This is a genomic window from Limnohabitans sp. T6-5, from assembly GCF_003063315.1.
Lineage (GTDB): Bacteria > Pseudomonadota > Gammaproteobacteria > Burkholderiales > Burkholderiaceae_C > Limnohabitans_A.
In genome coordinates this window covers 454,120-479,839 of record NZ_NERV01000001.1, presented here as the reverse complement: position 1 = coordinate 479,839, position 25,720 = coordinate 454,120, and the positions used below count along the sequence as shown (strand labels likewise).

At 59.0% G+C, this 25,720-nt stretch carries 23 protein-coding genes and 1 pseudogene; 8 read left to right on the top strand and 16 right to left on the bottom strand.

Features of this window, described 5'->3' with window-relative positions; all coding sequences use genetic code 11:
- The first annotated feature begins 213 nt into the window (after positions 1 to 213).
- Positions 214 to 2,424 carry an OsmC domain/YcaO domain-containing protein gene (locus B9Z51_RS01880; RefSeq protein ID WP_108371301.1) on the top strand — a complete coding sequence of 737 codons (2,211 nt, stop codon included), beginning with the start codon at positions 214 to 216 and terminating at the stop codon, positions 2,422 to 2,424.
- Between the two features lie 135 nt (positions 2,425 to 2,559).
- On the opposite strand, the gene B9Z51_RS01875 is transcribed toward B9Z51_RS01880, so the two are convergent.
- Both B9Z51_RS01875 and B9Z51_RS01870 read right to left on the bottom strand, forming a co-directional pair.
- The gene (locus tag B9Z51_RS01875; RefSeq protein WP_108372633.1) at positions 2,560 to 3,822 is read right to left on the bottom strand and encodes a D-alanyl-D-alanine carboxypeptidase family protein; all 1,263 of its coding nucleotides are present in this window, start codon (positions 3,820 to 3,822) and stop codon (positions 2,560 to 2,562) included.
- Positions 3,823 to 3,893: 71 nt separating this feature from the next.
- On the bottom strand, positions 3,894 to 4,808 hold the full coding sequence (locus B9Z51_RS01870) for a LysR family transcriptional regulator (protein WP_108371299.1): 915 nt from the start codon (positions 4,806 to 4,808) through the stop codon (positions 3,894 to 3,896).
- A gap of 114 nt (positions 4,809 to 4,922) precedes the next feature.
- Between B9Z51_RS01870 and B9Z51_RS01865 the strand changes: the two genes are divergently transcribed.
- Entirely contained in the window at positions 4,923 to 5,315 is a 393-nt protein-coding gene (locus tag B9Z51_RS01865) for a 4-oxalocrotonate tautomerase family protein (protein ID WP_108372631.1), read from the top strand.
- Positions 5,316 to 5,354: 39 nt separating this feature from the next.
- Here the strand turns inward: B9Z51_RS01865 and B9Z51_RS01860 are convergent, their stop codons facing one another.
- From B9Z51_RS01860 to B9Z51_RS01825, 8 genes are all read right to left on the bottom strand, one after another.
- A complete protein-coding gene (locus B9Z51_RS01860; protein ID WP_108371298.1) occupies positions 5,355 to 5,909 on the bottom strand; it encodes a YbhB/YbcL family Raf kinase inhibitor-like protein in 555 nt (184 codons plus the stop codon).
- 58 nt (positions 5,910 to 5,967) lie between these two features.
- Complete coding sequence (locus B9Z51_RS01855; protein WP_108371296.1) at positions 5,968 to 6,765, bottom strand: helix-turn-helix transcriptional regulator; 798 nt, start codon at positions 6,763 to 6,765, stop codon at positions 5,968 to 5,970.
- 31 nt (positions 6,766 to 6,796) lie between these two features.
- Positions 6,797 to 8,254 (bottom strand): radical SAM protein, encoded by a 1,458-nt coding sequence (locus tag B9Z51_RS01850; RefSeq protein WP_108371294.1) that lies wholly within the window; start codon positions 8,252 to 8,254, stop codon positions 6,797 to 6,799.
- A 7-nt stretch (positions 8,255 to 8,261) separates the two neighbouring features.
- The gene (locus B9Z51_RS01845) at positions 8,262 to 8,954 is read right to left on the bottom strand and encodes a hypothetical protein (protein WP_146187671.1); all 693 of its coding nucleotides are present in this window, start codon (positions 8,952 to 8,954) and stop codon (positions 8,262 to 8,264) included.
- A complete protein-coding gene (locus tag B9Z51_RS01840) occupies positions 8,951 to 9,703 on the bottom strand; it encodes a prolipoprotein diacylglyceryl transferase (RefSeq protein WP_199227423.1) in 753 nt (250 codons plus the stop codon). Before B9Z51_RS01840 ends, B9Z51_RS01845 begins: the two co-directional genes overlap by 4 nt.
- Before the next feature lie 24 nt (positions 9,704 to 9,727).
- Entirely contained in the window at positions 9,728 to 10,303 is a 576-nt protein-coding gene (locus B9Z51_RS01835) for a DUF4377 domain-containing protein (protein ID WP_108371291.1), read from the bottom strand.
- A 155-nt stretch (positions 10,304 to 10,458) separates the two neighbouring features.
- Entirely contained in the window at positions 10,459 to 10,824 is a 366-nt protein-coding gene (locus B9Z51_RS01830; protein WP_233254792.1) for a DUF1003 domain-containing protein, read from the bottom strand.
- 234 nt (positions 10,825 to 11,058) lie between these two features.
- Positions 11,059 to 11,622, bottom strand: a complete 564-nt coding sequence (locus B9Z51_RS01825; protein ID WP_108371287.1) for a DNA-3-methyladenine glycosylase I — start codon at positions 11,620 to 11,622, stop codon at positions 11,059 to 11,061.
- Between the two features lie 156 nt (positions 11,623 to 11,778).
- Between B9Z51_RS01825 and B9Z51_RS01820 the strand changes: the two genes are divergently transcribed.
- From B9Z51_RS01820 to B9Z51_RS01805, 4 genes are read left to right on the top strand one after another with little or no spacing between them, the layout of a single operon-like run.
- Positions 11,779 to 13,209 (top strand): hypothetical protein, encoded by a 1,431-nt coding sequence (locus B9Z51_RS01820; protein ID WP_233254791.1) that lies wholly within the window; start codon positions 11,779 to 11,781, stop codon positions 13,207 to 13,209.
- A 22-nt stretch (positions 13,210 to 13,231) separates the two neighbouring features.
- The gene (locus B9Z51_RS01815) at positions 13,232 to 13,942 is read left to right on the top strand and encodes a hypothetical protein (protein WP_108371286.1); all 711 of its coding nucleotides are present in this window, start codon (positions 13,232 to 13,234) and stop codon (positions 13,940 to 13,942) included.
- Between the two features lie 7 nt (positions 13,943 to 13,949).
- A complete protein-coding gene (locus B9Z51_RS01810) occupies positions 13,950 to 16,778 on the top strand; it encodes an ATP-binding protein (protein WP_108371284.1) in 2,829 nt (942 codons plus the stop codon).
- 11 nt (positions 16,779 to 16,789) lie between these two features.
- A complete protein-coding gene (locus B9Z51_RS01805) occupies positions 16,790 to 17,965 on the top strand; it encodes a hypothetical protein (protein ID WP_108371282.1) in 1,176 nt (391 codons plus the stop codon).
- A 59-nt stretch (positions 17,966 to 18,024) separates the two neighbouring features.
- Here the strand turns inward: B9Z51_RS01805 and B9Z51_RS01800 are convergent, their stop codons facing one another.
- The 3 genes from B9Z51_RS01800 to B9Z51_RS01790 form a co-directional block, all read right to left on the bottom strand.
- On the bottom strand, positions 18,025 to 18,624 hold the full coding sequence (locus B9Z51_RS01800; RefSeq protein ID WP_108371281.1) for an HdeD family acid-resistance protein: 600 nt from the start codon (positions 18,622 to 18,624) through the stop codon (positions 18,025 to 18,027).
- A gap of 445 nt (positions 18,625 to 19,069) precedes the next feature.
- Entirely contained in the window at positions 19,070 to 20,479 is a 1,410-nt protein-coding gene (locus tag B9Z51_RS01795; protein ID WP_108371279.1) for a phospholipase D-like domain-containing protein, read from the bottom strand.
- 49 nt (positions 20,480 to 20,528) lie between these two features.
- Positions 20,529 to 20,789: a hypothetical protein gene (locus B9Z51_RS01790; protein WP_108371277.1), complete on the bottom strand. Its 261-nt coding sequence runs from the start codon at positions 20,787 to 20,789 to the stop codon at positions 20,529 to 20,531.
- 29 nt (positions 20,790 to 20,818) lie between these two features.
- Between B9Z51_RS01790 and B9Z51_RS01785 the strand changes: the two genes are divergently transcribed.
- On the top strand, positions 20,819 to 21,172 hold the full coding sequence (locus B9Z51_RS01785) for a hypothetical protein (RefSeq protein WP_146187670.1): 354 nt from the start codon (positions 20,819 to 20,821) through the stop codon (positions 21,170 to 21,172).
- Between the two features lie 135 nt (positions 21,173 to 21,307).
- Positions 21,308 to 22,212 (top strand): annotated as a pseudogene (locus B9Z51_RS01780) (DHA2 family efflux MFS transporter permease subunit); the annotation flags it as partial.
- Positions 22,213 to 22,221: 9 nt separating this feature from the next.
- Here B9Z51_RS01780 and B9Z51_RS01775 read toward each other — a convergent pair.
- The 3 genes from B9Z51_RS01775 to B9Z51_RS01765 are packed head-to-tail and all read right to left on the bottom strand — an operon-like array spanning position 22,222 to position 25,086.
- A complete protein-coding gene (locus B9Z51_RS01775; protein ID WP_108371273.1) occupies positions 22,222 to 22,890 on the bottom strand; it encodes a response regulator transcription factor in 669 nt (222 codons plus the stop codon).
- On the bottom strand, positions 22,887 to 24,476 hold the full coding sequence (locus tag B9Z51_RS01770) for a sensor histidine kinase (RefSeq protein ID WP_108371271.1): 1,590 nt from the start codon (positions 24,474 to 24,476) through the stop codon (positions 22,887 to 22,889). Before B9Z51_RS01770 ends, B9Z51_RS01775 begins: the two co-directional genes overlap by 4 nt.
- Positions 24,460 to 25,086 (bottom strand): hypothetical protein, encoded by a 627-nt coding sequence (locus tag B9Z51_RS01765; protein WP_233254790.1) that lies wholly within the window; start codon positions 25,084 to 25,086, stop codon positions 24,460 to 24,462. The genes B9Z51_RS01770 and B9Z51_RS01765 overlap by 17 nt, the downstream gene beginning before the upstream one ends.
- Positions 25,087 to 25,720: the final 634 nt, after the last annotated feature.

The window sequence follows — 25,720 nt, the reverse complement described above, 5'->3', positions numbered from 1 at the left end:
GTGGAGGACGCGATAGTGGCTAAAGAGTAGCCACTTATCGATATAAAAATACATTATTTAGTAATAAATTTTTATTTATTTGGGTGGGTTGAATTTAAGTGAAAACCGCTCGGGTGCTAGGCTCAGGCAAACTACCCACCTTTGTTCACCTTCTCAGCCGCTGATCGACGTATTGTCGGCCGCTGGGATGCCTCAATTGCCCGGGATCACAGCATGGAAATCAAAGTCAATTTTCTCGACAAACTGCGCTTAGAGGCCAAGTTTGACGACTTCACCGTGCTGGCCGATCAGCCCATCCGTTACAAGGGTGACGGCTCTGCGCCGGGGCCGTTTGATTATTTTTTGGCGTCGTCGGCTTTGTGTGCGGCTTATTTTGTGAAGCTGTATTGCCAGACGCGCGACATCCCCACCGAGCACATTCGCCTGTCGCAAAACAACATCGTGGACCCCGACAACCGCTATCTGCAGACCATCAAGATCCAGGTGGAGTTGCCGGCGGACATGTCCGACAAAGACCGCCAAGGCATTTTGCGGTCCATCGACCGCTGCACCGTCAAAAAGGCGATTCAAGCGGGGCCTACTTTCATCGTTGAAGCGGTGGACAACCTCGACGCCGACGCGCAGGCCTTGCTCTCGCTCAACCCCGATGCGCAGGCGCAGACCCGCATTGCAGGCAAGGACCTGCCGCTGGAGCAGACCATCGCCAACATGACGGCGGTCTTGGCCAACTTGGGCATCAAGATCGAAATCGCGTCCTGGCGCAACCTGGTGCCCAATGTGTGGTCGCTGCACATCCGTGACGCGCATTCGCCCATGTGCTTCACCAACGGCAAGGGCTCCAGCAAAGAGAGCGCCTTGGCCTCGGCGCTGGGCGAATACATCGAGCGCCTGAACAACAACCACTTTTATGCGGGCGTTTTTTTTGGCGAAGACATCGCGCAGGCCGACTTTGTGCACGACCCCCGCGAGCGTTGGTTCCAGCCTGGCAAGCGCGATGCGCTGCCCAAAGGCCTGCTGGACAAGCATTGCCTCAGCATCTACAACCCCGATGGCGAGCTCAAGGCCTCACACCTGTTCGACACCAACTCGGGCAACACCGAGCGCGGCATTTGTGCGCTGCCCTATGTGCGCCAGTCCGACGGTGAGGTGGTGTACTTCCCCTCGAACCTGGTGGAAAACCTGTTCGTGAGCAACGGCATGAGCGCAGGCAACACGCTGGTCGAAGCGCAGGTGCAGTGCCTGTCCGAAATTTTTGAACGGGCCGTCAAGCGCGAGATCCTGGAAGGCGAAATGGCTTTGCCCGACGTGCCGCCAGCCGTGCTGGCCAAGTACCCCGGCATCGTGGCGGGCATCGAGGCTTTGGAAGCGCAGGGCTTTCCGGTCTTGGTCAAAGACGCGTCGCTGGGCGGGGTGTACCCGGTGATGTGCGTGACCCTGATGAACCCGCGCACGGGCGGTGTGTTCGCGTCATTTGGCGCGCACCCGCGTCTGGAAGTGGCGCTGGAGCGCAGCCTGACCGAGCTGTTGCAGGGCCGCAGTTTTGAGGGCCTGAATGACCTGCCTGCGCCCACCTTCATCAGCAACGCGGTGACCGAGCCCAACAACTTTGTGGAGCACTTCATCGACTCCAGCGGTGTGGTGTCATGGCGGTTTTTCAGCGCCAAATCAGACTTTGAATTTGTGGAGTGGGACTTTGCCGGGGAGGGCGAAGACGCCACCGCCCAAGAGGCCGCCACGCTGTTTGGCATTTTGCAGGCCATGGGCAAAGAAGCCTATGTGGCGGTGCACGACCAATTGGGTGCCACCGCTTGCCGCATCTTGGTGCCGGGCTATTCTGAGGTGTACCCGGTCGATGACTTGATTTGGGACAACACCAACAAAGCGCTCTTGTTCCGCGCCGATGTGCTCAACCTGCACCGCCTGGACGACGAGGCGCTGGAGGCATTGCTCGATCGCTTGGAGAACAACGAGCTGGACGATTACCTCGACATCGCCACGCTGATCGGCATCGAGTTTGACGACAACACGGTGTGGGGCCAGCTGACGGTGATGGAACTGAAACTCTTGATCCATCTGGCTTTGCAGCAGCTGGAAGAGGCGCACGAACTGGTGGGTGCTTTCTTGCAATACAACGACAACACCGTGGAGCGCCGCTTGTTTTACCAAGCCTTGAACGTGGTGCTGGAGGTGACGCTGGACGAGGACTTGGCCTTAGAGGACTATGTCGTGAACTTCAGGCGCATGTTTGGCGATGAGCGCATGAACGCGGCCATCGGCTCGGTGGACGGCAGCGTGCGCTTTCATGGCCTCACGCCCACCAGCTTGCAGCTCGAAACCCTGGACCGGCACCAGCGCTTGCTGGACAGCTACAAAAAACTGCACGCGGCGCGGGCGAAAGTTGCAGCGAAGCAGACCTTGGTTTGAACCTGCTCGTCCGTGAAAAAGGCACCCGCAGGTGCCTTGGTGTTGGCTGTGATGCGGCTCAAGCCTGCAAGGGCTGAGCCGTCAACTTGAACGGCTGCGCAGCCCACGCCAAAGGCACCGCTGGCCAGACGTTGTTTACTTCCCAAACAACTTCATCACATGCTGCCAGCCGCGCAGCAGCCAACCCGCACGCTCCACCTCGGCTTGCGCCACCAGTGGGGCTTCGCCCACGGGTTTGCCGTTCGATGTGGCGATCACTTTGCCGATCACAGCGCCTTTGGTCACGGGGGCTTCCAGGCCGGGCTTGATTTCCACGGTGGTCTGCACTTGGGTGCCACGTGGCACGGTCAAGAGCCACGGTGCGCCCAGGCCTGCGGCCACGGTGTCCGCCTTGCCGAAGCTGACTTTGACCGTGCTGACCACAGCGCCTGGCTGAATCGGGATGGCTTTTTCGAAGCTGCCGAAGCCCCAGCCGAGCAGGGTTCGCGATTGGTCCGCCCGAGCCTGGGGGCTGTTGGTGTTGAGGATGACCGTGATCAGTCGCATGTCATTGCGCTTGGACGAGGTCACCAGGCAGTAACCGGCTTCTGCGGTGTGGCCGGTTTTCAAGCCGTCCACGCTGGGGTCGGTGTAGAGCAGGGCGTTGCGGTTGCCTTGCTTGATGCCGTTGTACTTGAACTCGCGTTCTGCGTAGATGGGGTAGTACTCCGAGCCGTCGCGGATGATGGCGCGCGCCAGGATGGCCAGATCTCGCGCAGACGATTTGTGCGCCGGGTCGGGCAGGCCCGTGGGGTTCACGAAGTTCGTGTGCGTCATGCCCAGGCGCTGGGCTTGGGCGTTCATCAGTTTGGCAAAGCCCGCTTCGGAGCCGGCCATGTGCTCGGCAATCGCTTTGGAGGCGTCGTTGCCCGACTGGATGATGATGCCGCGCAAGATGTCGATGACGGTGGCCTGGCTGTTGAGCGGCAGGTACATGCACGACTCGGCGCTGGTGCCCCGGCACCAAGCGTTTTCACTGACCGAGACCAGGTCGGTGGGTTTGAGCTTGCCCGAGCGCAGCGCCTGCTCGACGATGTAGCTGGTCATCATTTTGGTGAGCGATGCGGGTGGCAGTGCTTCGTCGGCATTGGCCGAGGCAAGCACCTGGCCGGAGTCGTAGTCCATCAGCAGCCAGGCTTTGGCGGGCAGCGCAGGGGCATTGGCCGCCAAAGCAGTCTCAGCCGCCAGTGGCGGCAGTGCGTTGGCGGCGGCAGCGGCCTTTTTGTTGGCGGTGGCCTTTTGATGCGCCGCAGGCTTCGCGGCTTTTTGGCTGGCCGCGATGGTGGCCGAGTGGGGAATCAAAGCGCCAGCGGCGATGGCGAAGAGGACAGGGAGGATGGAGGAGGTCTTGGTTTTCATGGTGATCGCAGGCAGGGTGTGGATTGTCACCGATTGGCGAAAGCCCGCCAGTGGTCTGCCGCTCAATGGGCTTAACTTGCTGGACAGTGGTCATCAGTCTGTGCTTGCTGTAAACACCCCGCCCAATGGTCCACACAAGCCCTGATCTTGGGCAGCCGGTGCCGCTCGGGCAGCATCACGGCATAGACGGGGATGTCGTGCACATCAAAGCTGCCCTGCAGCAGGGGCACCAGCTCACCGGTTTGCACCCAGTGGCGGGCCACGATGTCAAAGAGGCGGGCAATGCCCACGCCGCTGCGCACCAGCGTGAGCATGACGGCCGAGTTGTCGGTCAGGCTTTGGCCCTTCACGGGCCATGGGGCTGGGGTGTCTTGCCTTTGCCACTGGTTCATGCTGGGGGCTTTGCTGTTGCCAATCAGGTGGTGGCGGGCCAGTTCGTCGGGTGTTTGGGGTGTGCCGTGTTGGGCCAGATAGGCGGGGCTGGCATAGAGGCTGCGGCTGGCGTGGCCCATGGTGCGGGCGACCAGGTTGTCGCTGTGTACCTCGCCCGTGCGGATGGCGATGTCGATGCCGTCGCGGGCCATGTCGGCCAGGCGGTCGTCCACCACGATGTCGATGTGCAGTTGCGGGTAAAGCGCATACAGGCCGGGCAGGCTGGGGGCGATCACGGCCTCAGCCACCGATGCGCTCACACCCACGCGCACCCAGCCACTGGGCTGGCCCTGGCGCAGTTGCAGTTCTGCCCCCAGAACTTCGGCGCTGCTCAGCATGTTTTGCCCATGAGCGAGCAGTGTGTCGCCTTCGTCGGTCAGGCTCAGGCCGTGGGTGCTGCGGTGCATGAGGCGTGCGCCGCACGCGGTTTCCAGCCGCGTCAGTGAACGTGTGACCTGGCTGACCGGGATGTCGCGTTCACGGGCGGCCGCTGACAGGGAGCCCAGCGCCGCGATGCGGGCAAAAAGTGCGAGGTCGTCCAAGTGAAAAGGCATGGGCTATTTTGGGTTTGTTTTGCAAATAACGGTTAACCAATTTGCTTTATGTGCTGTTTCCAAGGTTTGCCTGTGCAAATAAAGTTGCAACCTTCATTCACAGGAGAAAAAACCATGCCTATTTTGAACGTCTTGCTCAGCGGCCCAGCCCATGCGCAAACCACCCGAGAGGTGGCCACATTGCTGTCTGATTTGACAGCCAGGCTACTGCATAAAAAACCCGAACTCACCTCCATTGCTGTGCGTTATGTCGAACCCGAGCATTGGGTGGTGGGCGGTCGTACCTTGGCCGAGCAAGGGCGCTCCAGCGCCTATGTCGAGATCAAGATCACGGACGAGACCAACACGCTTGCCGAAAAGGCGGCGTACATCCAGGCGGTGTTTAACGGTTTGTCAGCCCTGATGCCGAACCTGCACCATGAAAGCTACATCCATGTGGATGATGTGCGGGCGGGGGCATGGGGCTATGGTGGACTGACGCAGGCATATCGCGCACACCATGGGTGAAGTCGCGCAAGCAAGAACCTTTTCACAAGGTGCTGTGGTTCACCGCCCATAAGTGACCTCGAGTGACGTGCTTGCCAATTTGTTCATGTGGATCATGAAACCGATCATGGCGGCGGAGGCGTCGGGGGGCAGGTTGATCTTTGGGGTCTTGAGCGCATGCACGGTGAAGATGTACCGGTGTGCCTTGTCGCCAACAGGTGGGCACGCCCCGCCATAGCCGACGGTGCCAAAGTCGGTTTTGCCTTGGGTTGCACCCGCAGGCAGTTGTTGGCTATTGGCTGCACCCGCACCTTCGCTGACCGATTGCACGGTGGCTGGAATGTTGTATGCCACCCAGTGCCACCAGCCTGATCCGGTGGGGGCGTCGGGGTCATAGGCGGTGATGGCAAAGCTTTGTGTGTCTGCTGGGGCGTTTTGCCATGACAGGGCGGGCGAAGTGTTGCCGCCTGTGCAGCCAAAACCCTGGAGGACATGCTTTGTCGGCAGCGTGCCGCCCGGTTTCAGGCTGGGACTGATGACAGAAAAGTCGGCCGCCTGGGCTGACAAGACCATGCAGAGCAGTGCGGTGCCAGCGAGTTGGATGATGGTTTCCATGAGGATTTCCTCTTGAGGTTGAAGACCCCCTGATGGTCTCGCATGTGGGCGATAGCGCTTAGCCTTTGTCTGCCAGATCTTGTGCGGTTTCTTTCAATCGGGCGCGCACCACCGAAGGGGCAACGCCCCAGCGTTGCTGAAAAGCGGCGGTGAATCGGCTGTGCGATTCCCAGCCACAGCGTTGGGCCACTTCGCCCACCGACAAATCGCTGGCCTGCAGCAGGCCCAGCGCAGTTTGCAGACGAATATCACGCACGATGGCGGCCAAAGTGGTGTCCGAGTCGGCCAGTCGGCGGCGCAGCGTGGATTCGCTCATGTGGAAGGCTTGGGCGATGGCGCGCACGTTCCAGTCGGCGTCCATGCGCTGGCCGATCAGGTGCTGGATGCGTTCGACCCAGCTCAATTCGTGGGGCGGTGCAAAGCGGTGGCCTTTTTCTTCCAGCAAAAGCAGTGTTTCCTGGCTGCGATGGCGCATCACGGCCATGGATGGCGTGTGCTTGCCGGGCAGGGTGCGTTGAAGGGTTTCAATCAGTGCATCGTCCAATGCGATGACTTGGGCTGATGTGACGATGGATGTGCTGTGTGCCTGAGCGCGTTCGTGGAATTCGTGCACCAGCGCATCGTCAAAGGCGAGCACCAAGGCCTCGTATTGTGGTTGGCCGTGTGGGTCGTTGACCACGTCCCACTGCGTGCCTCTGGCAATCAGAACGGCTTGGCCTTGCCTGGCCGTGATGCGGTGGGTGGGGGTGTGCAGTTCTTTGCTGCCCGTGATGACGGCGACGAACAGATCGTTGGGCACGGTGAGGGTGCTCAGCCGGTAGCGGCGGGCAGCAAAGATGCGGGCTCCAGAGCTCATGTGAGGACGGTTGTTCAGGAACTTCGGGTCTTCATACCGGTTGGATGGGGATGACGCTTGCTTCGGTTCGCATCCGGTGTTGTTGTTCAAGCTGTCGGCGAATGGTGTCCAGTCGCGCTTTTTTGCCGGGGCGATAGAACAGGTTATAGGCTTCGAAAGGCACCATTTGGCCTTCTGGTGTGGCGAAGTGGATGCACGATTTTTTCAGGGCCCGCATGTCCAGGTTGGTCGCGTCCATGAATTGAACAATGAGGATGCGAAACACGTTGTCGTAATTCATGTTCTGCGGGGCAGACACTTGCGGCAGGCAGCACATGAGCTCGGACAGGCAACTGGCTTGCGATTCAGGCGAGTGGTTGGTGGAGAACAGTTTGAAAACCAGCTCTTTGGCCGAAGCGTCTTGCTCAAAAACGATGGTGTTGGCTGCTCCTTGCACAAGCGCTTGCGGGCTCAGGTGCCGTGTCAATGGCACGGTTTGACCCGCAGCCTTGATGGCGTAGCCCATGGCCAGCGTATCGGGGTTGCAGGGCACAGGGACGATGTCGTCGAGGGTGAAGATGTCGCTTTGGGTGGCGATTTCCCGGCGTATTTCGCTGACGGTCAATCGGTGTTGCGCCCCAAAACCATCGGTGCGCCCCGCTTCCTGGATGGGCTGGAAGGTGATGCCCCGCACGCACGGTTGTGCCAGTCCATGGCGGATGATGTCGCCCAGTTCCTTGTCGTTGAGGCCGCGTTTGACCGTGACCACCAATGTGGTGGACAAGCCGGCAGCGTTGAGGCGCTCCAGCGCTTGTTGTCGAATGCGGGTGAGGTCCGCGCCTCGCAGTTCTTTGAGCGCTTCGGCGCGCAGCGAGTCGAATTGCAAGTAAATTTCGAGCCCTTTGGGGCCGTAGCTGGCCAGGCGTTGCACAAACGCTTCGTCTTGCGCAATGCGCACACCATTGGTGTTGATCATCAAGTGTTTGACAGGGCGTTTGCGCGCTTCGTCAAGGATCTCGAAAAACTGCGGATGTGTGGTTGGCTCGCCGCCAGAAATTTGCACCACATCGGGCGCGCCTTCGTTGGCGACCACGGTGTCGAGCATTTGGCAGACCTCTTGCAGGCTGCGGTGTTCGGGCCTGTGCGTGCCGCTGTCGGCATAGCAAATGGGGCAGTTCAGATTGCAGTGGTCGTTGATCTCCACAATGCTCAGGCACGAGTGCTGCATGTGGTCAGGACAAAGGCCGCAGTCATAGGGGCAGCCATATGTCATCTTCGAGTTGAAGGTGTTGGGCATCTCCGGTGGCTTGACGAAGACTTCGCGGCCCAGTCGGTAGTAGTCCACATCGTCGCTCATGAGCACGCGTTCCATGCCGTGCGTTGGACACCATTTGTCCATGTAGACCTTGTCGTCTTTGAAGATGATTTTGGCTTCAGCGGGGTGCAGGCAGGTGGTGCAAACGCTGGTGGTGGTGTCGTAGTACAGATAGGGGCGGAGTTTTCGGCTCATGTGCGGCTTACCTTCCCATGCTGAGCAACAACACGCCAGCGCCCAACAACTGCAGTGGGGCGGTGATCACATCCACCACAAGGGCCACAGGCAACAAGGCGATTTTGCTCAGGTCTGGTTTTGTTTCTGTGGTGGACGGTGCGTGGAAACTGAGTTTTCTCGCTCTTTGCATTTCGGTGAAACCCGTTCCCTGCAACGAAATGGCCGGGTAGACGGCACCTTTGATGCTGACATTCAAGCTCAGGGTGTCGGGCGTTTTGCGGAAAAATTTCAAAGATTTCAGCGCTGCGGTTTCAGTGTCAGACAGTGGAGTTTTGCCCGTCGAGTAGGTGAACTCAAGGGTTCCCCAAATCGTTTTGTCTTGGATGTGCAAGCGGTGGTTGTCTGGCGTCAGGGTCAATCGCGCTGGATCAAGTGGGGTCAGGCTGAGCAGTGTTTCTCCCCCTTCGACCAGCAGATAGGTGTTTGCCTTGCCCAAAAAGGCGATGGCATGGGCTTTGCCCATGGCCTTGGCCATTGTTTCGTCGGGGCGACCAAAGGCCAGGATGTCATCGGTCAGCACCACTGCGCCTTCAATGATTTTGGTTTTCGTATTGGGCCCGGAACCCACAATGGCCGTGGCGCAGCCCAGGCCGCCGATCAATGCGGCAGAGAGTGTCAGGACCATTGCCTGGCGGCGTGTGAAGCGTGTAGCACTCATTTTGGTGTTCCCTTTTTGTCTGTAACGAAGGTGATGGCGATGGTGAAGATGGCGATCAGGCTGATCCATTGGATGGCTGAGAGACCGCCCCAATAGGTGTAGGGCACGGGCTTGAGTGTGTCGATGGTCAGTCGCCAGAACAGATAGCCCAGCATGAAGCAGCGAAACGCAAGGCCTGGGGTGTGTGCCAGTTTGCGTTCCCAGCGTGGCCAGGTCAGCAAGGCCAGCAGGGCAACCAGCCATTCGTACAAGGGCGCTGGGTGACGGGGGATGCCGTCGCCCAAATCCATGCCCCAGGGCAAGCTGGTGGGCAAGCCGTAGGTGCCGTCGTGCAGACCGGCCACAAAGCAGCCGATGCGCCCGATCAGAATGCCGCTGAGAATTGCGGGCACAAAGTCGTCGCCAGTGCGTGGCCCTGTCCAGTTGCTCAATTTTTTGGCCAGCTCCACACCAATCCAGCCGCCCAGCAGACCGCCAACAATGGATTGCCCTTGCAGCAAGAGCGTAAGTGCTTGGTCGGCTTGCGGCCAAAGATGGGGATTTTCGAGCCAGAACACCGCTTTGTTGCCGATGGCGGCGCCCAGCAAACAGCCCACAATCAAGGCGTAAGTAGGGCCTTGCAAGACACTGTTTACACCTTGACGGGCTTTGCGGCGACGGTAGATCCAGGCGCCTGTGGCCAAAGCCGCCCACTCCAGCACGTAATGCGCGATGTGGGCCAGATCGGGGTCATGAATGATCAGGGACATGGGACGCCGCAGGCATTCTTGGGCTCATGGCAGGGTTCTGAGCAGGGTGTATGTGGTGTCCGGCGCATCGGCGGGCGGGTTTTCAAGCTTGTCCTGGCGCACGCGCAGTGTGTGGCGCACGCCCGGTACCGGTTTGAAGCCTGCGATCTCGCCATGCAGTGGTTCCCATTTTGTCTTTTTGTGGCCAGGCCCCACCTCTCGCACCAGCAAACACTGCGTTTCGATCAGGCCGGTGCATGGGCGGCGTTTGGGGGCGACTTCCAGCGTGATGGCGCGGCTCATCCAGGGGCGTGCGCAACTGGCCAGTTCTTCGTTCCAGACATGGCCTGTCGATGGTTTGCAGCCATGTGCGTCGGCATCGCCACCGGGCATGGGCAAGTTGGGGTGTGTGCATTCGCTTGGGGCCAGCAGGCGGGCTTGGGCGGCGTCGAGCATGCAGCGGTTGGGGAATGTCTTGGGGGCAGGCTCACCGGCGACATGGCCGCAAAGGGGCTTGTATTCGCGGGTGCAGGTTTGAGCGATGGATGCCGTGCTCGCCAACAAAACCACAATGGCCAGCAGGCTGCTTGAAAATGTTTTGCGCGTTTGACGGTTTTTCATGACGTTATTCGTGTGTGCGAACAGTCTACGAAAACCGATATATTAAATTTGTCAAATTCTCGGAATTGCAGCGGCTTGCTGATGGTGCTGATGATTTGCGAGATGTTTTTTTGTAACCGCTTGAAAGAGGGCAGCTCGAATGCCCTCTTAAGGGCTCAAGCGCGTTTGCTCAGCGCCGTCACCTGGGCTGACAGGTCGCGCACAGCCTGGGTCAGGGCCAGCAGTTCTTGCTCTTTCATGATGTCGATTTTTTCGTGCAGCAACTCGATTTCAAGTTCGGCCTTGACGTTGATTTCGTAATCGTTTTGCGCATGCTTGCGGTCCATCTCCGACTGGCGGTTCTGACTCATCATGATGGCGGGCGCTGTGTAGGCCGCCTGGAACGACAGCAGCAGATTGAGCAATATGAAGGGATACGGGTCCCAGGCATCGCGCCCGACCAGCACATTGCCTGTGATCCACAACACAATGGCCGTACTTTGGAAAATGATGAACCGCCATGAACCAATGGTCGCAGCCACCAGGTCCGCCAGCCGTTGCCCTCGGGTGGGGGGGGTGAGGTCGAAGTGCTCCGGAGGGTTGAGGGCTTCGGGTGCATGTTTTTCCCGGTGTGCACGCCTGTGGGCGCGCAAGAGGAGGAGCTGCTTGGCATCCTCAGGTGTGCTTTGGGGGCGGCGTGGGTGTGGGGTTGGGTGTGACATAAGACCTCGCTGGAGTCCAAGCATAGAGCATTGGCTTGAGGAGGCCTGGTGCGCTTACTTGGCCAGCGGTGCGTGACGGTGACAGCTGACCAAGTGGTCGTTGACCATGCCTGAGGCCTGCATGAAGGCGTAGCAAATGGTGGAGCCCACGAATTTGAAGCCGGCTTTGAGCAGGGCTTTGCTCATGGCGTCGGATTGCGGTGTCTTGGCGGGCACTTCGCTCATGCTGCGGCGCTGGTGCTGCAAGGGCTGACCCTCGACGAATTGCCACACGAAGCTGCCAAAGCTTTGCCCGCTGGCTTGCAGGGCCAAATAGGCTTTGGCATTGCCAATGGTGGCGGCCACCTTGAGGCGGTTGCGCACAATGCCCGGGTCGGCCAGCAGTTGGGCGACTTTGTGCTCGTCGTAGTGGGCGATTTTTTCAGGGTCAAACTGGTCAAAAGCGAGGCGGTAGGTCTCGCGTTTTTTCAAGACGGTCGACCACGACAGTCCGGCCTGTGCGCCTTCGAGGTTGATCAGCTCGAACAAGGCTCTGTCGTCATGCAGGGGCACGCCCCATTCGGTGTCGTGGTAGTGGCGGTAAAGCTCAAAGCCTTCGCACCAGGGGCAGCGTTGCATAGGTCTCCTTTGTGGGCGACCGAGTTTAGCGGGTGTGGCTGTGGGGCAGGCACGGGCGCCCAGGACGCAGGCCGACAGCCACAACGTGCAAGTTCAGGGGGCATTGCGTCCAACAGGGGTTTGTTGTTGGACAATCTCGCCTTCGGGTGGATGCCCATGCCAGCCCGGTGGCCCGTTTTTGACCCCGTTCAGGATGCAGTTTTGAGTGTGACGCCAGACATTGAGTCGGCTTTTGCCGATTATTTTCGAGACCCCGATGCCGTGGGGGATTCGCCACTGGCGTTTCAGATCGAGCACAACAGCACACTGGTTGAAGCCCTGCGCAGCGTGTTTCAAGGCCCGGGGGGCCTGGTGCGCCTGCGGGTCTGGATGCTGCTGACCTTGGTGCAGCAAGGCAGTGCCTTCTTGTCGCGCGAGGCCTTGGACCAGTTGTTTTATGCCGTGCGCCCCGAGGCGGTGGACAGTGTGGTCAAGCGCTTGCGCGAAGCGGCCTTGCTCAGCTGGGACGAAACCCAGCGCCACTATGGTTTGACGGCGCTGGCCCAGCAGGTGGCGACCATGTTGGCGCCTTTGACGCAGCAGTCTGAAGACGAGCTGAGCGGCTTGCTCGGGCAGGTGGTGGGCGCCGACCGATTGGGCACGCTGGACGGCGCGCAGGTGCAGATGTTGCAAGCCCAGCTGGGCCGCCTGCACCATGAGTTTGCCGATGCGATTGCCAGCGGCTCGGAGTTCCGTCTGCGTGAGGCGCGCAAGCGCTATGACCGGGCCTCGCGTCTGATCGACAAGGCTTCGGACACGATCACCGCCATCATTGGCAACGCCCGTGGCCAATTGCGCATGGAGCAGGCCGCACGCGGGCTGGGGCAGGCGCAGTCGCGTTTGTTGGCCATGGCCAGTCAGTTCAACCGGGCCTTGCAGCAGGTGGACCGCCAGCGTGTGACTTTGGGCACCACTGGCATCACCAGCACCGACGTCAAGTTGTGGCTGCAAACCCAGGCCGGGCTGGAGTCCTTGATGAACGATGCCATTGCACAGCCCGTGAGCTTGGGCTTGGTGTCGCCGCACGACATGCTGGATGTGACCGAGGCCGAGTTTGAGCGCGACCGGCCAAAGGCGCAGCTGGCCGAGGCCTTACCCACGGCGCAGGCCGCACCGGTGGGCGATCTGACGGCTGTGGCTTTGCCGCAAGAGTTGGGCGCCTTGTCGGATTTGCTGGCGCAGTGGGGCGTGTTGGCCGGGCCTGAGGCAGGTGCACAGGCCACGGATGCGGCACCGGTGCATTGGCGCGACATCAGCGAGGCGCTGTTGCACCCTCTGGACGCCGAAGACCATGCCCGCTACGCCCAGGTGGCCTACAAAACCCAGCTCATGCCGCTGCTGGGCGATGCGCAGGCCCAAGACTTGCCCGGCCCCACGGGCCAATTGGCGCGCCAGCCCTGGCGCGTGCAGTGGCAAACCGAGTTGCAGGCGCTGGACCACCCGGCGGTGTCGCACCTGAGCGCAGGCCTGCTACGCAGCATCCATGCGCCCGATACCCCTGAAAGCGCCGCGCCCACAGGGGACGCCGCCCCGAACACGCCCGTCTGAAGACTTTGCATTTTTTTGAATCATGACCCTGAACACCCTCACCGACGATGCGGCCTTGCTGATCGCCGAGTTGCTTTCTCGCAAATACCTGCCGCGCCAACACCCCCGTGTCAGGCGGGCGCTGTCCGACGCCGAGCTGTTTGCGCTGGTGGAGCAGCGCCTGGCGCAGGTGGGTCTGCGCTGGGTGGACAACATTTATGCCGACCATGTGTGTCTGGCCTTGCTGCCCGCGCCGCAAAACCATGTGCTGGGCGAGGCGGGCCTGAACGCCAACAACAACCTGGACTTGCCTCGCGACGCGGTGGCCTTGCTGGTGGTGCTGTGGGCCTTGATCGTGCTGCCCAAGCGTGAGCGCCAGACCAGCCGGGTAGCGCCCGATGCCCCGCAAAACGAGATGTTTGCCAGCAGCAAACCCCTGCCTTCGGCGCAAAGCGTGAGCCCCGTGCTGTCGTACAAGGCTTTGCTTGAAGACTACGGCACCCAGCTGGGCAAAAAGATGCGGCTGGACGGCAACCTCAAATTGCTGGAGCGCCACGCCTTCATCGTGCGTTCAGGCGATGACATCAAGGAAGGCCCCTTGCTCGATGTGCTGCTGGACTATGACGTGATGGCCCCGCGTATCCTGAACGGTGCTCTGGCCGATGTGCTGGCGCGTGAGCAAGCGCTACAGGCTGCTCAGGATGCCGCGCAAGATGTGGCTGCCCAGACAAACCCTGCAGCCCAACCCGATTGATTGCCCCATGTTTCATTTGCAAAACCTTGAACTCGTCCATTGGGACTACTGCCAGCGCGTGAGCTTGCCGCTGGATGCCTCCATCATCACCATCGCCGGGCCCAACGGCTCGGGCAAGACCACCTTGCTGGACGCGATGCGCACGCTGCTGGGGCTCAAATGCTCTCAGCCGCGTGACTACAAAACCTATGCCCGCCATGCCGGTGCGCAAGTGGCGTGGCTGCGTGCCGTGGTGGACAACAAACCGCACACGCGGCAAACGTCGAGCCGACCGTTTGCACGGCAGTTGCTCTACAGCGATCAGGTCACGCTGGCTTGCCGCATCGAGCGCAATGGCGGCGATTGGCAGCGCCGCTACATGGTGGTCGAAGGCGATGTGAGCATTGAGCAGCTGACTGAGCGGACCGACAAAGAACTGCGCACCATGGGGGTGGAGGCCTGGGCGCGGGTCTTGTCGGACGCGGGCTTGTCGCCCGCCATTGCCAAAGTCTTGTCGCTCGAACAAGGACAAACCGACCGCCTGTGCGAGTACAGCCCACGAGAGTTGCTGCGCCTGGTGTTTGATGTGTTTGGTGACCAGGAGGTGCTCAACGCCTATGACACTGCCCGCGACCACCAAAGCCAGTTGACCCGTGAGATGCAGCAGGCCGAAAAGGAGCTGGACCACAGCAAAGCCCAGCTGGCCGAGCTGCAAAACAAGGTCACGCTTTACAAGCAGTGGCAGCACAGGGTGCAAGAGCGTGAACGCCTGGCGACCGAAGTCATTCCGGTGCTCGAATGGCACACCAAGCGTCAGAAACTGGCGCAAAACAGCCGCGAACTGCACCGTGACCGCTTGCGCCTGGCCGCGCACAAGGCCGAGCGCGCCGAACAAAACGCCCAACTGCTGGCGCTGCTCAAGGCACGCACACAAGCCGAAGCCGATGAACAGCGTTTGCTGGCCGAGCGAGATGCTTCTGCCGTGCAGCGTGATCAGACCCGTGACATGGAGCGGCCCCTGGAGGCCTTGAACAAGCGCGAGGCAGAACTGTTGGCCTTGGTGGACAAGGAAAGCGATGCCGAATCGCTGCATGCGCATTTGCAGGATTTGCAAACCCGCATGCAAGACGCACAGGCCCGGCGCAGCGTGGTGCTGGACAAAAAAACGCAGGCCGACAACGCTTTGCAGGCGCTGGACGGCCAACGCACGCCCCCGCACCCGCCAGAAGCCCGCACATTGCGCCAGCGCTTGCAGGCCCAAAACATCGGCCACCGTTTTGTGGCCGAAGTGGTGGATGTGCACAACGAGCATTGGCGTGCTGCCGTTGAGGGCGTTTTGCGGCCTTTGCGATGGGTGGTGTTGCTGGACAAGCCGGGCGATGTGGCCGCAGCCGATGCGCTGGCCTCTGAGCTGCGATATCGCCACTACATCGTGGAGCCCGGCGAGGCGCTGCCCAAGGCCGACCCCCAAAGCCTGCTGGCGCAGGTGCGCGTGGACGGCAAACTGCCGCGCTGGCTGGCCCAGCAACTGAACAACTTGCGTTGTGTGGACAGCCCCCGCGATGGGCGCCAGTTGGCGGGCAACTGGATCACGGCTGAGGCCTACACCTTTGATGGCCGAGGTGCCCGTTCGGTGTGGGTGGAGCCGCGCGACCACCAGTTGGGCGCAGCGGCCTTGCAGTCGCAACGTGACGCACTTGAAAACGATGTGCGTCGCCTGGATGCCCAGCTGGGGCCGTTGACGCAAGCGCTGATGGACCTCAAGCGCCAGATCAAGGACTGTGAGCAGGCCTTGGCAGGACACTCGGCCGCGCAAGAGCTGGCCAAGCGTGCGGAAGAGTTTGCCGACGCCCGCCAGGCCTGGCCCGCCGCCAAGCAAGCGCGCATTGCCGCCAGCATGCATTGGCAAAAGCTCGATACCGCGTATGTGCAAGCCAAAAGCCACTACCAGGTGGCCGATAGCCAATACCGACAGCAAGAGCAAAGCCTGCGCCAGAAGAACCAGGAGGCCGATCGCCAGGCCGCCGAGATGCTTCTCCGGCGCCAACAATTGACCGCTGAGGTGGATGCCTCACAACACCGCAAACAGCAAATTCCCCCGGGCTGGCGCACGCCGGAAGCCTTGCAAGGCCTCATGGACAAATACGACAACGAGCGGCAAGCCAAATTGCGCCTGGACTCGGTCGAAGCCGAGCTGCAGCTGGACACCTGGGAAAAAGACGCCACCGTCGAAGAGCGCTACCGCCGCATGGAAGCCACGGTGCGCGAGCAGACCTTCAGCCTGCAAGACCACCAGGTCAAAAACGCCCAAGCTGCCACCGCCGTGCTCAACGCCCGCGAGAGCTACATCGAAGTCTTGCGCAGCACGGTGCGCCGTTACCGCAGCAACATCCAGGAGCTGGGCAGCCTGGCCGGGGTGGAGGTGTCGGCCGATTTGCCCGCTTTGGAAAACGAAGACTCGGTGCTGGCGCAGGCCGGGCTCAAGGTCAATTTCAACTTTGACGGCAAGGGCAGCATTGGTCTGAATGATGGAGAGGCCTCGGGCGGCCAACAGGTCATCAAATCGCTGATTTTGCTGGTGGGTTTGCTCAAGGACGAAGAAAGCGCGTCGGGTGGTTTCGTGTTCATTGACGAGCCCTTTGCCCACCTGGATGTGCGCAACATCCAGCTGGTGGGCCACTTCTTGCGCTCGACCCAGGCGCAATACGTGCTGACCACCCCCATCACGCACAACCTGGAAGTGTTTGAGCCCGCCGAGATCACGCTGGTGACCAGCAAAAAGCCGCGTGACAGTCGCTGGGCACCACCGATTGCCGTGGCCAAAAGGCGTGGGCAGCCTGTGCTGGTGCCCGTCTAAGGAGGATGCGGATGACAGCGTGGCACACCGAGATGCATGGCAAGCACAAGCGCACGCGGCAAAGCCTTCACGCTTTTGTGCGCTTGCCAGCACTGCGGGCGGCGCAGCTGGCGGTGTTGCAGCGCTGGCTCAAGTCGCACGCGCAAGAGCGGGCCTGGCAAAGCCTGCTCCAGCTTGCAGGTGCCGAAGCGCTGGACTGGGTGGACGGCTTGCGTGACGACTTGTTGGCCGCCGGGGCGCTGGCCGTCAAGGAAGAACTCAAAGCGGGGCATTGGCGCGTGACACGCATCGTCTGGCGGGATTTGCCTGCCCTGCAACAGGCCGCAGGCGTGACCACAGCAGACGAGCATGCTGCACAGCGAGACGACTTGGCAGCGCAGTGGCGGGCACTCGCCGATGAACACCCCTGGCTGGTGGGCGCGGTGCAGACCGCAGTCAAGGGGTCTGCTGTGGTGCAGGCTCAACGCTTGCCGCTGCTGCAAAAGTTGGTTGACTGGCGGCAAGCGCAGCGCACCGGCTTGCGGCAGGACTTTGCATTGGCCGCACGCCAGCACACCAAGGGCATCACCCCCACAGAATGGGATTGGCTTGACGCCCACTTGCCGCTCGAAGCGCTGGGCATTGGCCGCTTTGAGCCGGTGTTTTGGCTGGGTGGTGCGTTGACACTGGCGGGAGCGGATGCGGGGGATATTTTGGCCTTGCCTCGCGCGGGTTTCGTGGGCTTGCCTTGCCGCCAATTGACGGCATGGTGCTCAGTGCAAGTGCCTCCCCAGCGGTATTGGCTGATCGAAAACCGTGCCAGTTTCGAGCGTCAGTCATGGCAACTGCAGCCCGGTGTTTGCCTGATCTGGCTGCCAGGGCGGCCCTCCGAAGCCTGGTTGCAGGCCATGCGCTGCTTGTTGTCGCAAGCCCCAGCGCCTGCGGCCATCAGCTGCGACCCCGATCCGGCGGGCATTCAGATTGCGTTGACAGCTGGCCAACTTTGGGATGATGCAGGCCTGAGCTGGGATGCAGAACACATGTCGTCCGAATTCTGGAAAAACGGCGTCACGCGTGCGTTGACCGACTATGACCGGCGTGTGTTGGCTCAATTGCAGCAGATCAGCCATTTGCCTTTGTCTTTGGCCAATTTGCGCGATGACATGTGTGAGTCGGGCTTGAAGGCTGAGCAAGAGGGTTGGATTTGACTGTTCCGAAGCCTTTGGGCCAAAGACTGTCTGAATGAAAGAGCCTCTTTTCTTGAGACTCAGCGTGTACCTTGACCAGGCAATTTCAAAGTTGGTGTCAAAAGTTTCCCCAGAGCCAGCAAATTGATGCCGATGGATATGAGTTGTACGGCCAACAAAATTCCCAAAATTGTCATCGCGGATTCGGGGTAATTGCTCAAAATCAAAATCGCCAAGAGGATGGAGACGATCGCTGACAGCAAAATTCCCCCAAAATAAGGCGTGCCTTTGAAGCGCAAAGCCAGGTAAACCTTTACCAAACCTTCAACCAGGATGAAGAGCGCCACAATCATGGTCAGCGTCAGGGCACCCATCACTGGGCGGTAGATCAAATACAGGCCAAGAAAAAAACCGAGAACGCCCAAAAGTCCCAGGCCCAATCTGTTTTCTCCGTCTTTCTGGTTGAAAGCAGAGACAAGTTGCCCGATCCCCACAATCATGAGTGACCAAGCGACGATCATTTCAGCCGCAATAGTGGATGCCACGGGGTTGAACAACGCGAGGAAGCCCAGCACCAATGAGATAACACCCAACCACATCAGATAATTTGAATTGCTCATGGTCAATTGTTCCTGTGTATGACTTTCATGCAGCGGGATGCCCATCGGTGAGATGTCCATGAAAGTGCGGCCATTGTGGTGTCAGGCTCCAATATTGACAAACTTGCAAATTCACGGTTTTGACAAAAATCAGGCGGTATTGTGGTGGCGCTCACACAATGGGAATTTGAGAGTCGATTTTTTTGCGACTTGTCGCACACGGACCTTTGCGGGTGGCTCAGGGGCGGCTCAGGGGCGGCTTCGGGGCGGTCCAAAGCGCTGCCCATGCGTGACGGTGATGCGGTTTTCTTCCGCGCACCAGCCCCGGATACAAGTGCGTGGACACGCCCAACAGCAACGCAAAAACGGCCACCGACGCCAGGCCACTGAACGCCTGCGCTTATTGGGGGGCAGTCCTGCAGATAGACCACGTATTGGAGGCATGGCTCATGAACGTACTGGGTGAAGGGGCCGCAGTCTGTGCGTTAAAGCATCTATGCCATGGCGATGAGCGGCACGGCGTATTTCAAAGCTGGAAGGCCAGCCAGCGCACCATGCCTTCACCCAACTCGCGCAGCAAGCCCGGGGGCTTGGCTTCATAGCCTTGAGCGCCCTGGCGGCGGCGCGCCATCCATTGGGAAAATTGTTCGATGTCTGTGGGTTTGTAGAAGGCCACCATCACTTCGTAATTGAGGAAAAGGCTTCTTTCGTCAAGATTGGCCGAGCCAGCCAAGGCGATTTCGTCGTCAATCACCACTGCTTTGGCGTGGATCATTTCGGGCACCAACCACACGCGGGCACCCGAGGCAGCCAATTCTCTGAGTGTCGCGTGCCGAGCCATGTCGGCCAGTCGGTGGTTGGATTGGCGGGGCAAGATCAAATCAACCAAGACCCCGCGCCGTGCGGCCAGGGTGAGCGCCATTTGCAGCGTAGCGTCGGGCACAAAATAGGGCGAGACCGCCAAAATGCGGTTTTGCGCTGCAAAGCAGCTGGACAGCAGCAAAGTGTAGAGCGTGTCTTCGGTCTGGTCCGGGCCACTGGGCAGCAATTGGACGGTGGGAGATGACCTGTTTGCCTCTGGCGGATGTGCCAGATCGGTGCGCTGCTCTTGTGTTGCAAACGCCCAGTCCTGATGGAATTGGTCTTGCGCTTGTCTGGCGATGGCGCCGCTCAAATCAAAGCTCAGGTCGGTCCAGGCCGCTTTGGCGCGGAGCAGGGCCGGGTCGCCTTCAAAGTATTCGGCCGCCAGGTTGCGTCCGCCCATCCAGACTTGGGTGCCGTCTGCAATCACCATTTTTCGGTGGTTGCGCAGGTTTGTCCTGCCGGGCAATGCTGACTGAAAAGGCGAGACAAATTTGGCAACCCGAATACCTGCCACGGCCAGTGCCCGCACATTCAGGTGGCCACCCAGGTAGGCCCCCACGCCATCCACCAGCAGCCTGACCTGAACGCCTTGCTGCGCCTTCTGAAAGAGATGTGCCATCAATTCCTGGCCCAGCACATCGTTGCCAATCACAAACATGCAGATGTCCAGTGTGGAGGTGGCGCTGTCGATCAGGGCCATCAAGGATTGCCGTGCATGGCGGCCGTCTTCGTGAAGTTCAAAGTGGTCGTAGCTCGAAGCCGGGGGCAAGTTCAGCGCGCAGGCCAAGCTCTGGATGCGCGAGCACGCCGGATGGTCTTGTGAGCGGATTGGCACACCGGCCGGTGCATGGGGCCCGGAAAGCCTTCGAGTCACTTTTCGGCTGCCGAACAACAAGTAAAGCGGCAGCGCCACGTAGGGGATCAGTGCCAAGGACAGGAACCAGGCGATGGCGGCAGAGGGGTGCCTGTGCTGCTTTCGGGCGTGTGAAGCCGTCAGGTAAATGCCCAACGCCAATGTCGTGACCAGCCCGTGCAGTGAAATCAAGTTCCAAGCCAACAGATCACTCAACATGGTGTGGTGACCGGGTGTTTTGTTGGATGGTCAGTTGTCATGGCGGTGCTCAAGAGGCTGGAGTCTCTTTGACGTCCACCAAGTCGACTTCGTCGAGTCGGACAAAAACCAGGCCGCGCCGAAGGAGGTCCAGCAGCCCTGCAGACAGAACTTCGGCCGTATCAGAGTTGGGTTTGTTCATGTGCGCAATGATGACATCGCCACCGCGAACGTGGCGCAGTCGCTCCACCATTTGCTGTCGTTTCAAGGTGGCGCCTGCATCGGCGTTGACCGAAAAACCGGCAATCTTGTAACCCTGGCAATGGGGCATCTTCTGCGTCGCTCCTGCAAGCCCCGGCTTTGGGTTTGCCTGCGGTCAGCACATCACGGGTGACCGATGACTGGTGGCAAAGCTGGAACGATCCGCAGCTGAATGCACTGATGCGCCAGAGCCTGCAAGACAACCCGTCGCTGGTCGACGCGCAGGCCCGGGTGCAGCGCATGCAGGCCTTGTCCGGCGTGGTCGATGCGGCCAGTTTGCCGCAGGGCACGCTGGGGGCTGATTTCAGCCGCCAGCGCTACAGTGCCAACGGTCTTTTTCCCAAGCCGATTGCAGGCAATGTCCGGGACAACGACTCCGTTCAGCTGGGGTTGGGCTGGTCGCCCGATTTGTGGGGGCAACATGCGGCCGAACTGGCTTCGGCCATTGGGTAGACCCGCGCAGGGCAAGCCAATGCGGCAATGGCTTCCAACGCGCTGGCCAGTCAGGTGGCGCATGCGTATGTGGCATTGGCCCGCTGGCTGGCGCAGTTGGCTGTGGCCGAGCGCACGCAGCAGCAACGCCAGGACATTCAGCTCATGCTGGACAAGGCAAGGCGCTGGACTGGTTTGCCTCGGGCCAGATCCTGACGCTGGCGCTGGTGTCCCTGATCTCGTTTGCGGTTTTTGTGGTTTGGGAGTTGACCGACGCGCACCCTGTGGTGGATTTGCGCCTGTTCAAACGGCGCAATTTTTCGTTTGGTGCGCTGTCCTTGTCGGTGGCCTATGCCTTGTTTTTTGGCAACGTGGTGCTCTTGCCCCTGTGGTTGCAGCAGTGGATGGGCTATACCGCCACATCGGCCGGCATGGCGCTGGCGCCAGTGGGTTTGCTGGCCATTTTGTTGACCCCCGTGGTGGGCAAGAAAATTGCCGTGTGGGACCCCCGGCGCATTGCCACGGTGGCCTTCATCGGGTTTGCTGTGGTGTTGTGGATGCGTTCACAGTTCACCACCCAGACCGACATGGCGCACATTCTGCTGCCGACTTTGCTGCAAGGCGCAGCCATGGCGGCTTTTTTCATCCCTCTGACCACCTTGACGCTGGCAGGCATCGAGCCTGCACGGATTCCTTCAGCCGCTGGTTTGAGCAACTTCACCCGCATCACCGCCGGGGCCATGGGCACCTCCATCGTTACCACGCTGTGGGACAGCCGCGCAGCCATGCACCACGCGCACTTGACTGAAACCCTGGTGCAGGGCCAAGGCGTGTTTGGCGTGACTGTGTCGTCGTTGCAAGCCTCGGGCCTGACTGCAGAACAAGCTTTGCTGCAGATCAACCGCTTGATTGACCAGCAGGCCTATACGCGGGCGGCGGATGACATTTTCATGGCGTCGGCCTGGGTCTTCCTGGGCCTGATCAGCATGATCTGGTTGACCCGCAGACCTCAGGCGCGTGGCGCTTCTTCAGGCGCGTCGGATGCGGGCGGGGCGCATTGAGCGCCACCATCATGGCCCAGGCGTTTGCTGCGCCATGGGAAAAGGGGTGACGCCACCCAACAACGTGAACCGCTCGTGAAGTTGGGCCAATTCCAGAGCCGAGGACTTGCCCATCTTTTTCAAGATGTTGGCCCGATGGGTTTCAATCGTGCGCACGCTGTTTTCAAGCGCCTCAGCAATTTCGCGGTTGGTTTGATTGTTCAGGATTCTGGCGAACACCAAGGACTCGTGGTGTGTCAATGAATTCAGTTTCAGAAGCTGTTCACGCTTGAACAGTTGATCGGTAATGCGCACGCGAGACAACTGGGTGGCCGCTTTCACTTTTTCAAACAAACCCATGGGGTCAAACGGTTTGGTCACATAGTCAAACGCGCCGGCCTTCATCAAGTTCACGGCCATCGACAGGTCGCCGTGGCCTGTCATGAAAATCACAGGCCATGGGAAATTTTGACTTTGCATCAAGGCAAAAAGCTCGGAGCCAGTCATGTCCGGCATGCGCATGTCAAGCAGCACACATCCGGGCTCTTGAAGGGTCTCTGTCAAGCTGGGATAACTTTTGATGAATTCAAGGGGAGACCCAAAAAGACGAACGCTGTCAACGCCCGCCGAGGTGAGCAACACCTTCAGGCTTTGAGCCAATTCGACATCATCTTCAATGACAAAAATATGAGCACTCATGTGGATTTGGCCTGTGAGTTTGTCTCGCTGAGCAAAGGCAGACTGATCAGGAAGCAAGCTCCGCCAAGACTGTTCTTTTGCAAAGTCAGACGTCCATTGTGTCGTTCAATGACAGATCGGCAAAGTTTTAAACCAATGCCCAGTCCCTGAGCCTTGGTGGTGAAAAATGAATCAAAAATTCGAGGTGCATGATCGGGGTCAATGCCAGGGCCGTTGTCAGCCACTTCAATGTCCAGCATGCCATGAGCACTGCTGACCTGGATTTTGATGCGCTTGCTGCTCCTCGGACTCTCATCCAGAGCCTGAAGGCTATTTTTGACAAGGTTCAATATGACTTGCTCGAACAAAATTGGATTGAGCCGTGCACGCCAGTGTGCGTTGCACAAAATTTTCAAGCCCACTTGGTGTTGAGCGCATAGCCAGCGCAAATGGGGCTCAAGGCCTGCAAGCAGCCCTTTCAAATCGACTTCTGCCACATCCATGGGGCCAGGTTGCGTCATGCCACGCACAGCCACCAGGACTTGTGCGGCACGTTGACTTTGCTCGTGAATTTTTTGAAGCAAGGGCTGCAAAGGGCTGTTGGGGTCTGTGCGCTGCAACTGCAGCTGCCCCGCAACGGCGTAATTGGAGATCGATGTCAGCGGCTGATTGATTTCATGCGCCAAGCTGGCCGACATTTCGCCCAGCATGCTCAAGCGACTTTGCTTATCCAGCAGGCGGGACTGCTCTTGTAATTGGGCTTCGGTCTTTTGTCGCAATTGGAAGTTGCGCCAATGTAAAAAGAACATGCCGATGACCATCAACGTGATGACAAAAAATGCAGGCCGCAAGGCCGCCAAAATGCCGAGCATGGGATCTTTGGACTGAAATTTCAAAGTCCATAAACCCTCCCACTCAGGAAAGTTGAGGTAGTAGCTGGAGACTTCTTTGGACGGTTTTTTGTGAAACGGAACCACCTCAACACTCAGCATCTTGTCATCGTCTTCTCCAACCACCTGTGTCCACGGCTGAGTGTCCAGGGTCAGTACGTAAGCCACAGATGAAGGTCCGTCATGCGGAATGAACAAGTCAACCACTTGCTTATCGCGCCACTTGTACAGGGCACTGTAAGTGGGCGTTTGCAGTTCCAGGGCGTGCGCCAGTGATATGCGGTTCAAAGGCGTGAAAGCACTCTGCTCATCGGCAATTTGCTGCGGTAAGGTCCTTGAGATGATCTTGAGTACATGGCCATAGGCATCCAACAGTTGCACGGCCAACACATGCGGTGAATTTTTCACCCACTGCTGTGCAATCTGCTCGAAGTCTTCTCTGGGGCTGCTTGTTGCAGAAACTGCTCTGTCGTAATTGGTTTGTGCTGCTTCAAGCCGCGCAGACAATTGTTGGGTGTATTGCAAAGCGCTTTGATGCGTGCGGCTTTGCATCGCGTTGGTGATGGCTTTTTCAACCCACCAAGGTGTGGTGATCAGCATGAGCAGACTCAAACAGGCCAGCCAAAGACCGCCAGAGCGAGACATCCAGCGGTTGGCAGACTGCCGAATCTTGGCCCAGTAGCCCTGTTGATTCAAATCCTCAATGCGAGGGTGCATAGGTCAGTGTGGTCTTGAACACCACGGGTGCTTGCAGCACGACTGGCCACAGGAAAGTCGTTTCGGTCTCCCATAACTTCATGGTGAAACCCGCACGAGTGCAACCCTGTTCTTCCAACTTGACAAATTGCTCATACAAGTAGAGCCGCTGATGGGCATCAGCCGTGATTATTTGCATATCGCGCGAGGCCAGATGCAGTTTGGCGCTGTCATAGCGAAAGCCTTCACACACAAACGCCAAAGGCCCGAATGGGGGCACGTATCTGCAATAACTGTTCTTGGTGATACGGGAACTTTGAGAGAAGGTTTTCGCAGTGGATTGAAGACCTGCTTGTACGTTGGCCAAGTCTGATTGTGCCTTGGCAGTGAGCGGGGCCAACACATCCATGACTTGGCTGGAAGAAGAGGCAGGGATGTCATTGCCGTACGTACACAGGCGTTGCAATTTGCTGAAACCGTTTTGCAATTCTTGCGTGGCTTGTGATGCCGCTTGCACGTTTTTACTGAACTTTGTGCCCGCATCCGCCGATGAGACGCCGCTGGCAGAAGGTGAGGGCAGGAGTTGCAGAGGGGCGGTCGGCTCTGGATTGGATGCCCACGCTAGCGTCAAGTGACAACCGGTTGCCAGCAAAAAAGCTGTTAGCGCAAGTGGATGATAACGACGAGGGATCATGTGCTTAGTATATTTGGTGTAAATAACAATTATTAGGTGACTGAGAAATCTTTATCAATTTTTGCTTTGAAAACGCAAATTTTTTTGTATTCCATCATTGTTTGTGGATTTGAAAACGAATAATTACATATAAAAGTGTTAAAAAATTAAAAAAGTAGTTATTTTTGTGTTTTGAAATATTTTCTGCGGAAACTACTGAAGTCGTGTGAATCATGCTAATATTCGTTTCAATTCAGCAATTTCAGCAAAAACCTTCACCTAAACGCGGATTCGCACTTTGAACTCCCCCAAAAGCTCCTGTGTTTTGCACGTCAAAACATTGCGCTCTCTGATTCAGAGGGCCAGGGCGCTATTGGGGGCGGCAAAAGCTGATGTCACCCGTGTCAGCCTGCAAGTTGCACTTTTGTATGTGTTTGCAGAGCAGGTGAAGGCCGCTCAGCCGTCTTCGGCTCTCAAGAGTGATGGTGTTGCTGCTGATTCTGATACTTTACCGGCAGATGCTGATGAGCTAATTTTGCAAATTGCATCAGTTGAGAGTGAAGAATCATCACAATCGGCTGAGTCTGAAGAA

What these genes read in the sequence shown, in the direction of transcription:
- B9Z51_RS01770 (WP_108371271.1), bottom strand. Translation starts at nt 24,476, where the DNA reads ATGCACCCTCGCATTGAGGATTTGAATCAACAGGGCTACTGGGCCAAG.
- B9Z51_RS01870 (WP_108371299.1), bottom strand. Translation starts at nt 4,808, where the DNA reads ATGCCTTTTCACTTGGACGACCTCGCACTTTTTGCCCGCATCGCGGCG.
- B9Z51_RS01800 (WP_108371281.1), bottom strand. Translation starts at nt 18,624, where the DNA reads ATGGACATCTCACCGATGGGCATCCCGCTGCATGAAAGTCATACACAG.
- B9Z51_RS01810 (WP_108371284.1), top strand. Translation starts at nt 13,950, where the DNA reads ATGTTTCATTTGCAAAACCTTGAACTCGTCCATTGGGACTACTGCCAG.
- B9Z51_RS01880 (WP_108371301.1), top strand. Translation starts at nt 214, where the DNA reads ATGGAAATCAAAGTCAATTTTCTCGACAAACTGCGCTTAGAGGCCAAG.
- B9Z51_RS01850 (WP_108371294.1), bottom strand. Translation starts at nt 8,254, where the DNA reads ATGAGCCGAAAACTCCGCCCCTATCTGTACTACGACACCACCACCAGC.
- B9Z51_RS01775 (WP_108371273.1), bottom strand. Translation starts at nt 22,890, where the DNA reads ATGAGTGCTCATATTTTTGTCATTGAAGATGATGTCGAATTGGCTCAA.
- B9Z51_RS01865 (WP_108372631.1), top strand. Translation starts at nt 4,923, where the DNA reads ATGCCTATTTTGAACGTCTTGCTCAGCGGCCCAGCCCATGCGCAAACC.
- B9Z51_RS01825 (WP_108371287.1), bottom strand. Translation starts at nt 11,622, where the DNA reads ATGCAACGCTGCCCCTGGTGCGAAGGCTTTGAGCTTTACCGCCACTAC.
- B9Z51_RS01835 (WP_108371291.1), bottom strand. Translation starts at nt 10,303, where the DNA reads ATGAAAAACCGTCAAACGCGCAAAACATTTTCAAGCAGCCTGCTGGCC.
- B9Z51_RS01790 (WP_108371277.1), bottom strand. Translation starts at nt 20,789, where the DNA reads ATGCCCCATTGCCAGGGTTACAAGATTGCCGGTTTTTCGGTCAACGCC.
- B9Z51_RS01845 (WP_146187671.1), bottom strand. Translation starts at nt 8,954, where the DNA reads ATGAGTGCTACACGCTTCACACGCCGCCAGGCAATGGTCCTGACACTC.
- B9Z51_RS01860 (WP_108371298.1), bottom strand. Translation starts at nt 5,909, where the DNA reads ATGGAAACCATCATCCAACTCGCTGGCACCGCACTGCTCTGCATGGTC.
- B9Z51_RS01795 (WP_108371279.1), bottom strand. Translation starts at nt 20,479, where the DNA reads ATGTTGAGTGATCTGTTGGCTTGGAACTTGATTTCACTGCACGGGCTG.
- B9Z51_RS01805 (WP_108371282.1), top strand. Translation starts at nt 16,790, where the DNA reads ATGACAGCGTGGCACACCGAGATGCATGGCAAGCACAAGCGCACGCGG.
- B9Z51_RS01855 (WP_108371296.1), bottom strand. Translation starts at nt 6,765, where the DNA reads ATGAGCTCTGGAGCCCGCATCTTTGCTGCCCGCCGCTACCGGCTGAGC.
- B9Z51_RS01840 (WP_199227423.1), bottom strand. Translation starts at nt 9,703, where the DNA reads ATGTCCCTGATCATTCATGACCCCGATCTGGCCCACATCGCGCATTAC.
- B9Z51_RS01820 (WP_233254791.1), top strand. Translation starts at nt 11,779, where the DNA reads ATGCCAGCCCGGTGGCCCGTTTTTGACCCCGTTCAGGATGCAGTTTTG.
- B9Z51_RS01875 (WP_108372633.1), bottom strand. Translation starts at nt 3,822, where the DNA reads ATGAAAACCAAGACCTCCTCCATCCTCCCTGTCCTCTTCGCCATCGCC.
- B9Z51_RS01815 (WP_108371286.1), top strand. Translation starts at nt 13,232, where the DNA reads ATGACCCTGAACACCCTCACCGACGATGCGGCCTTGCTGATCGCCGAG.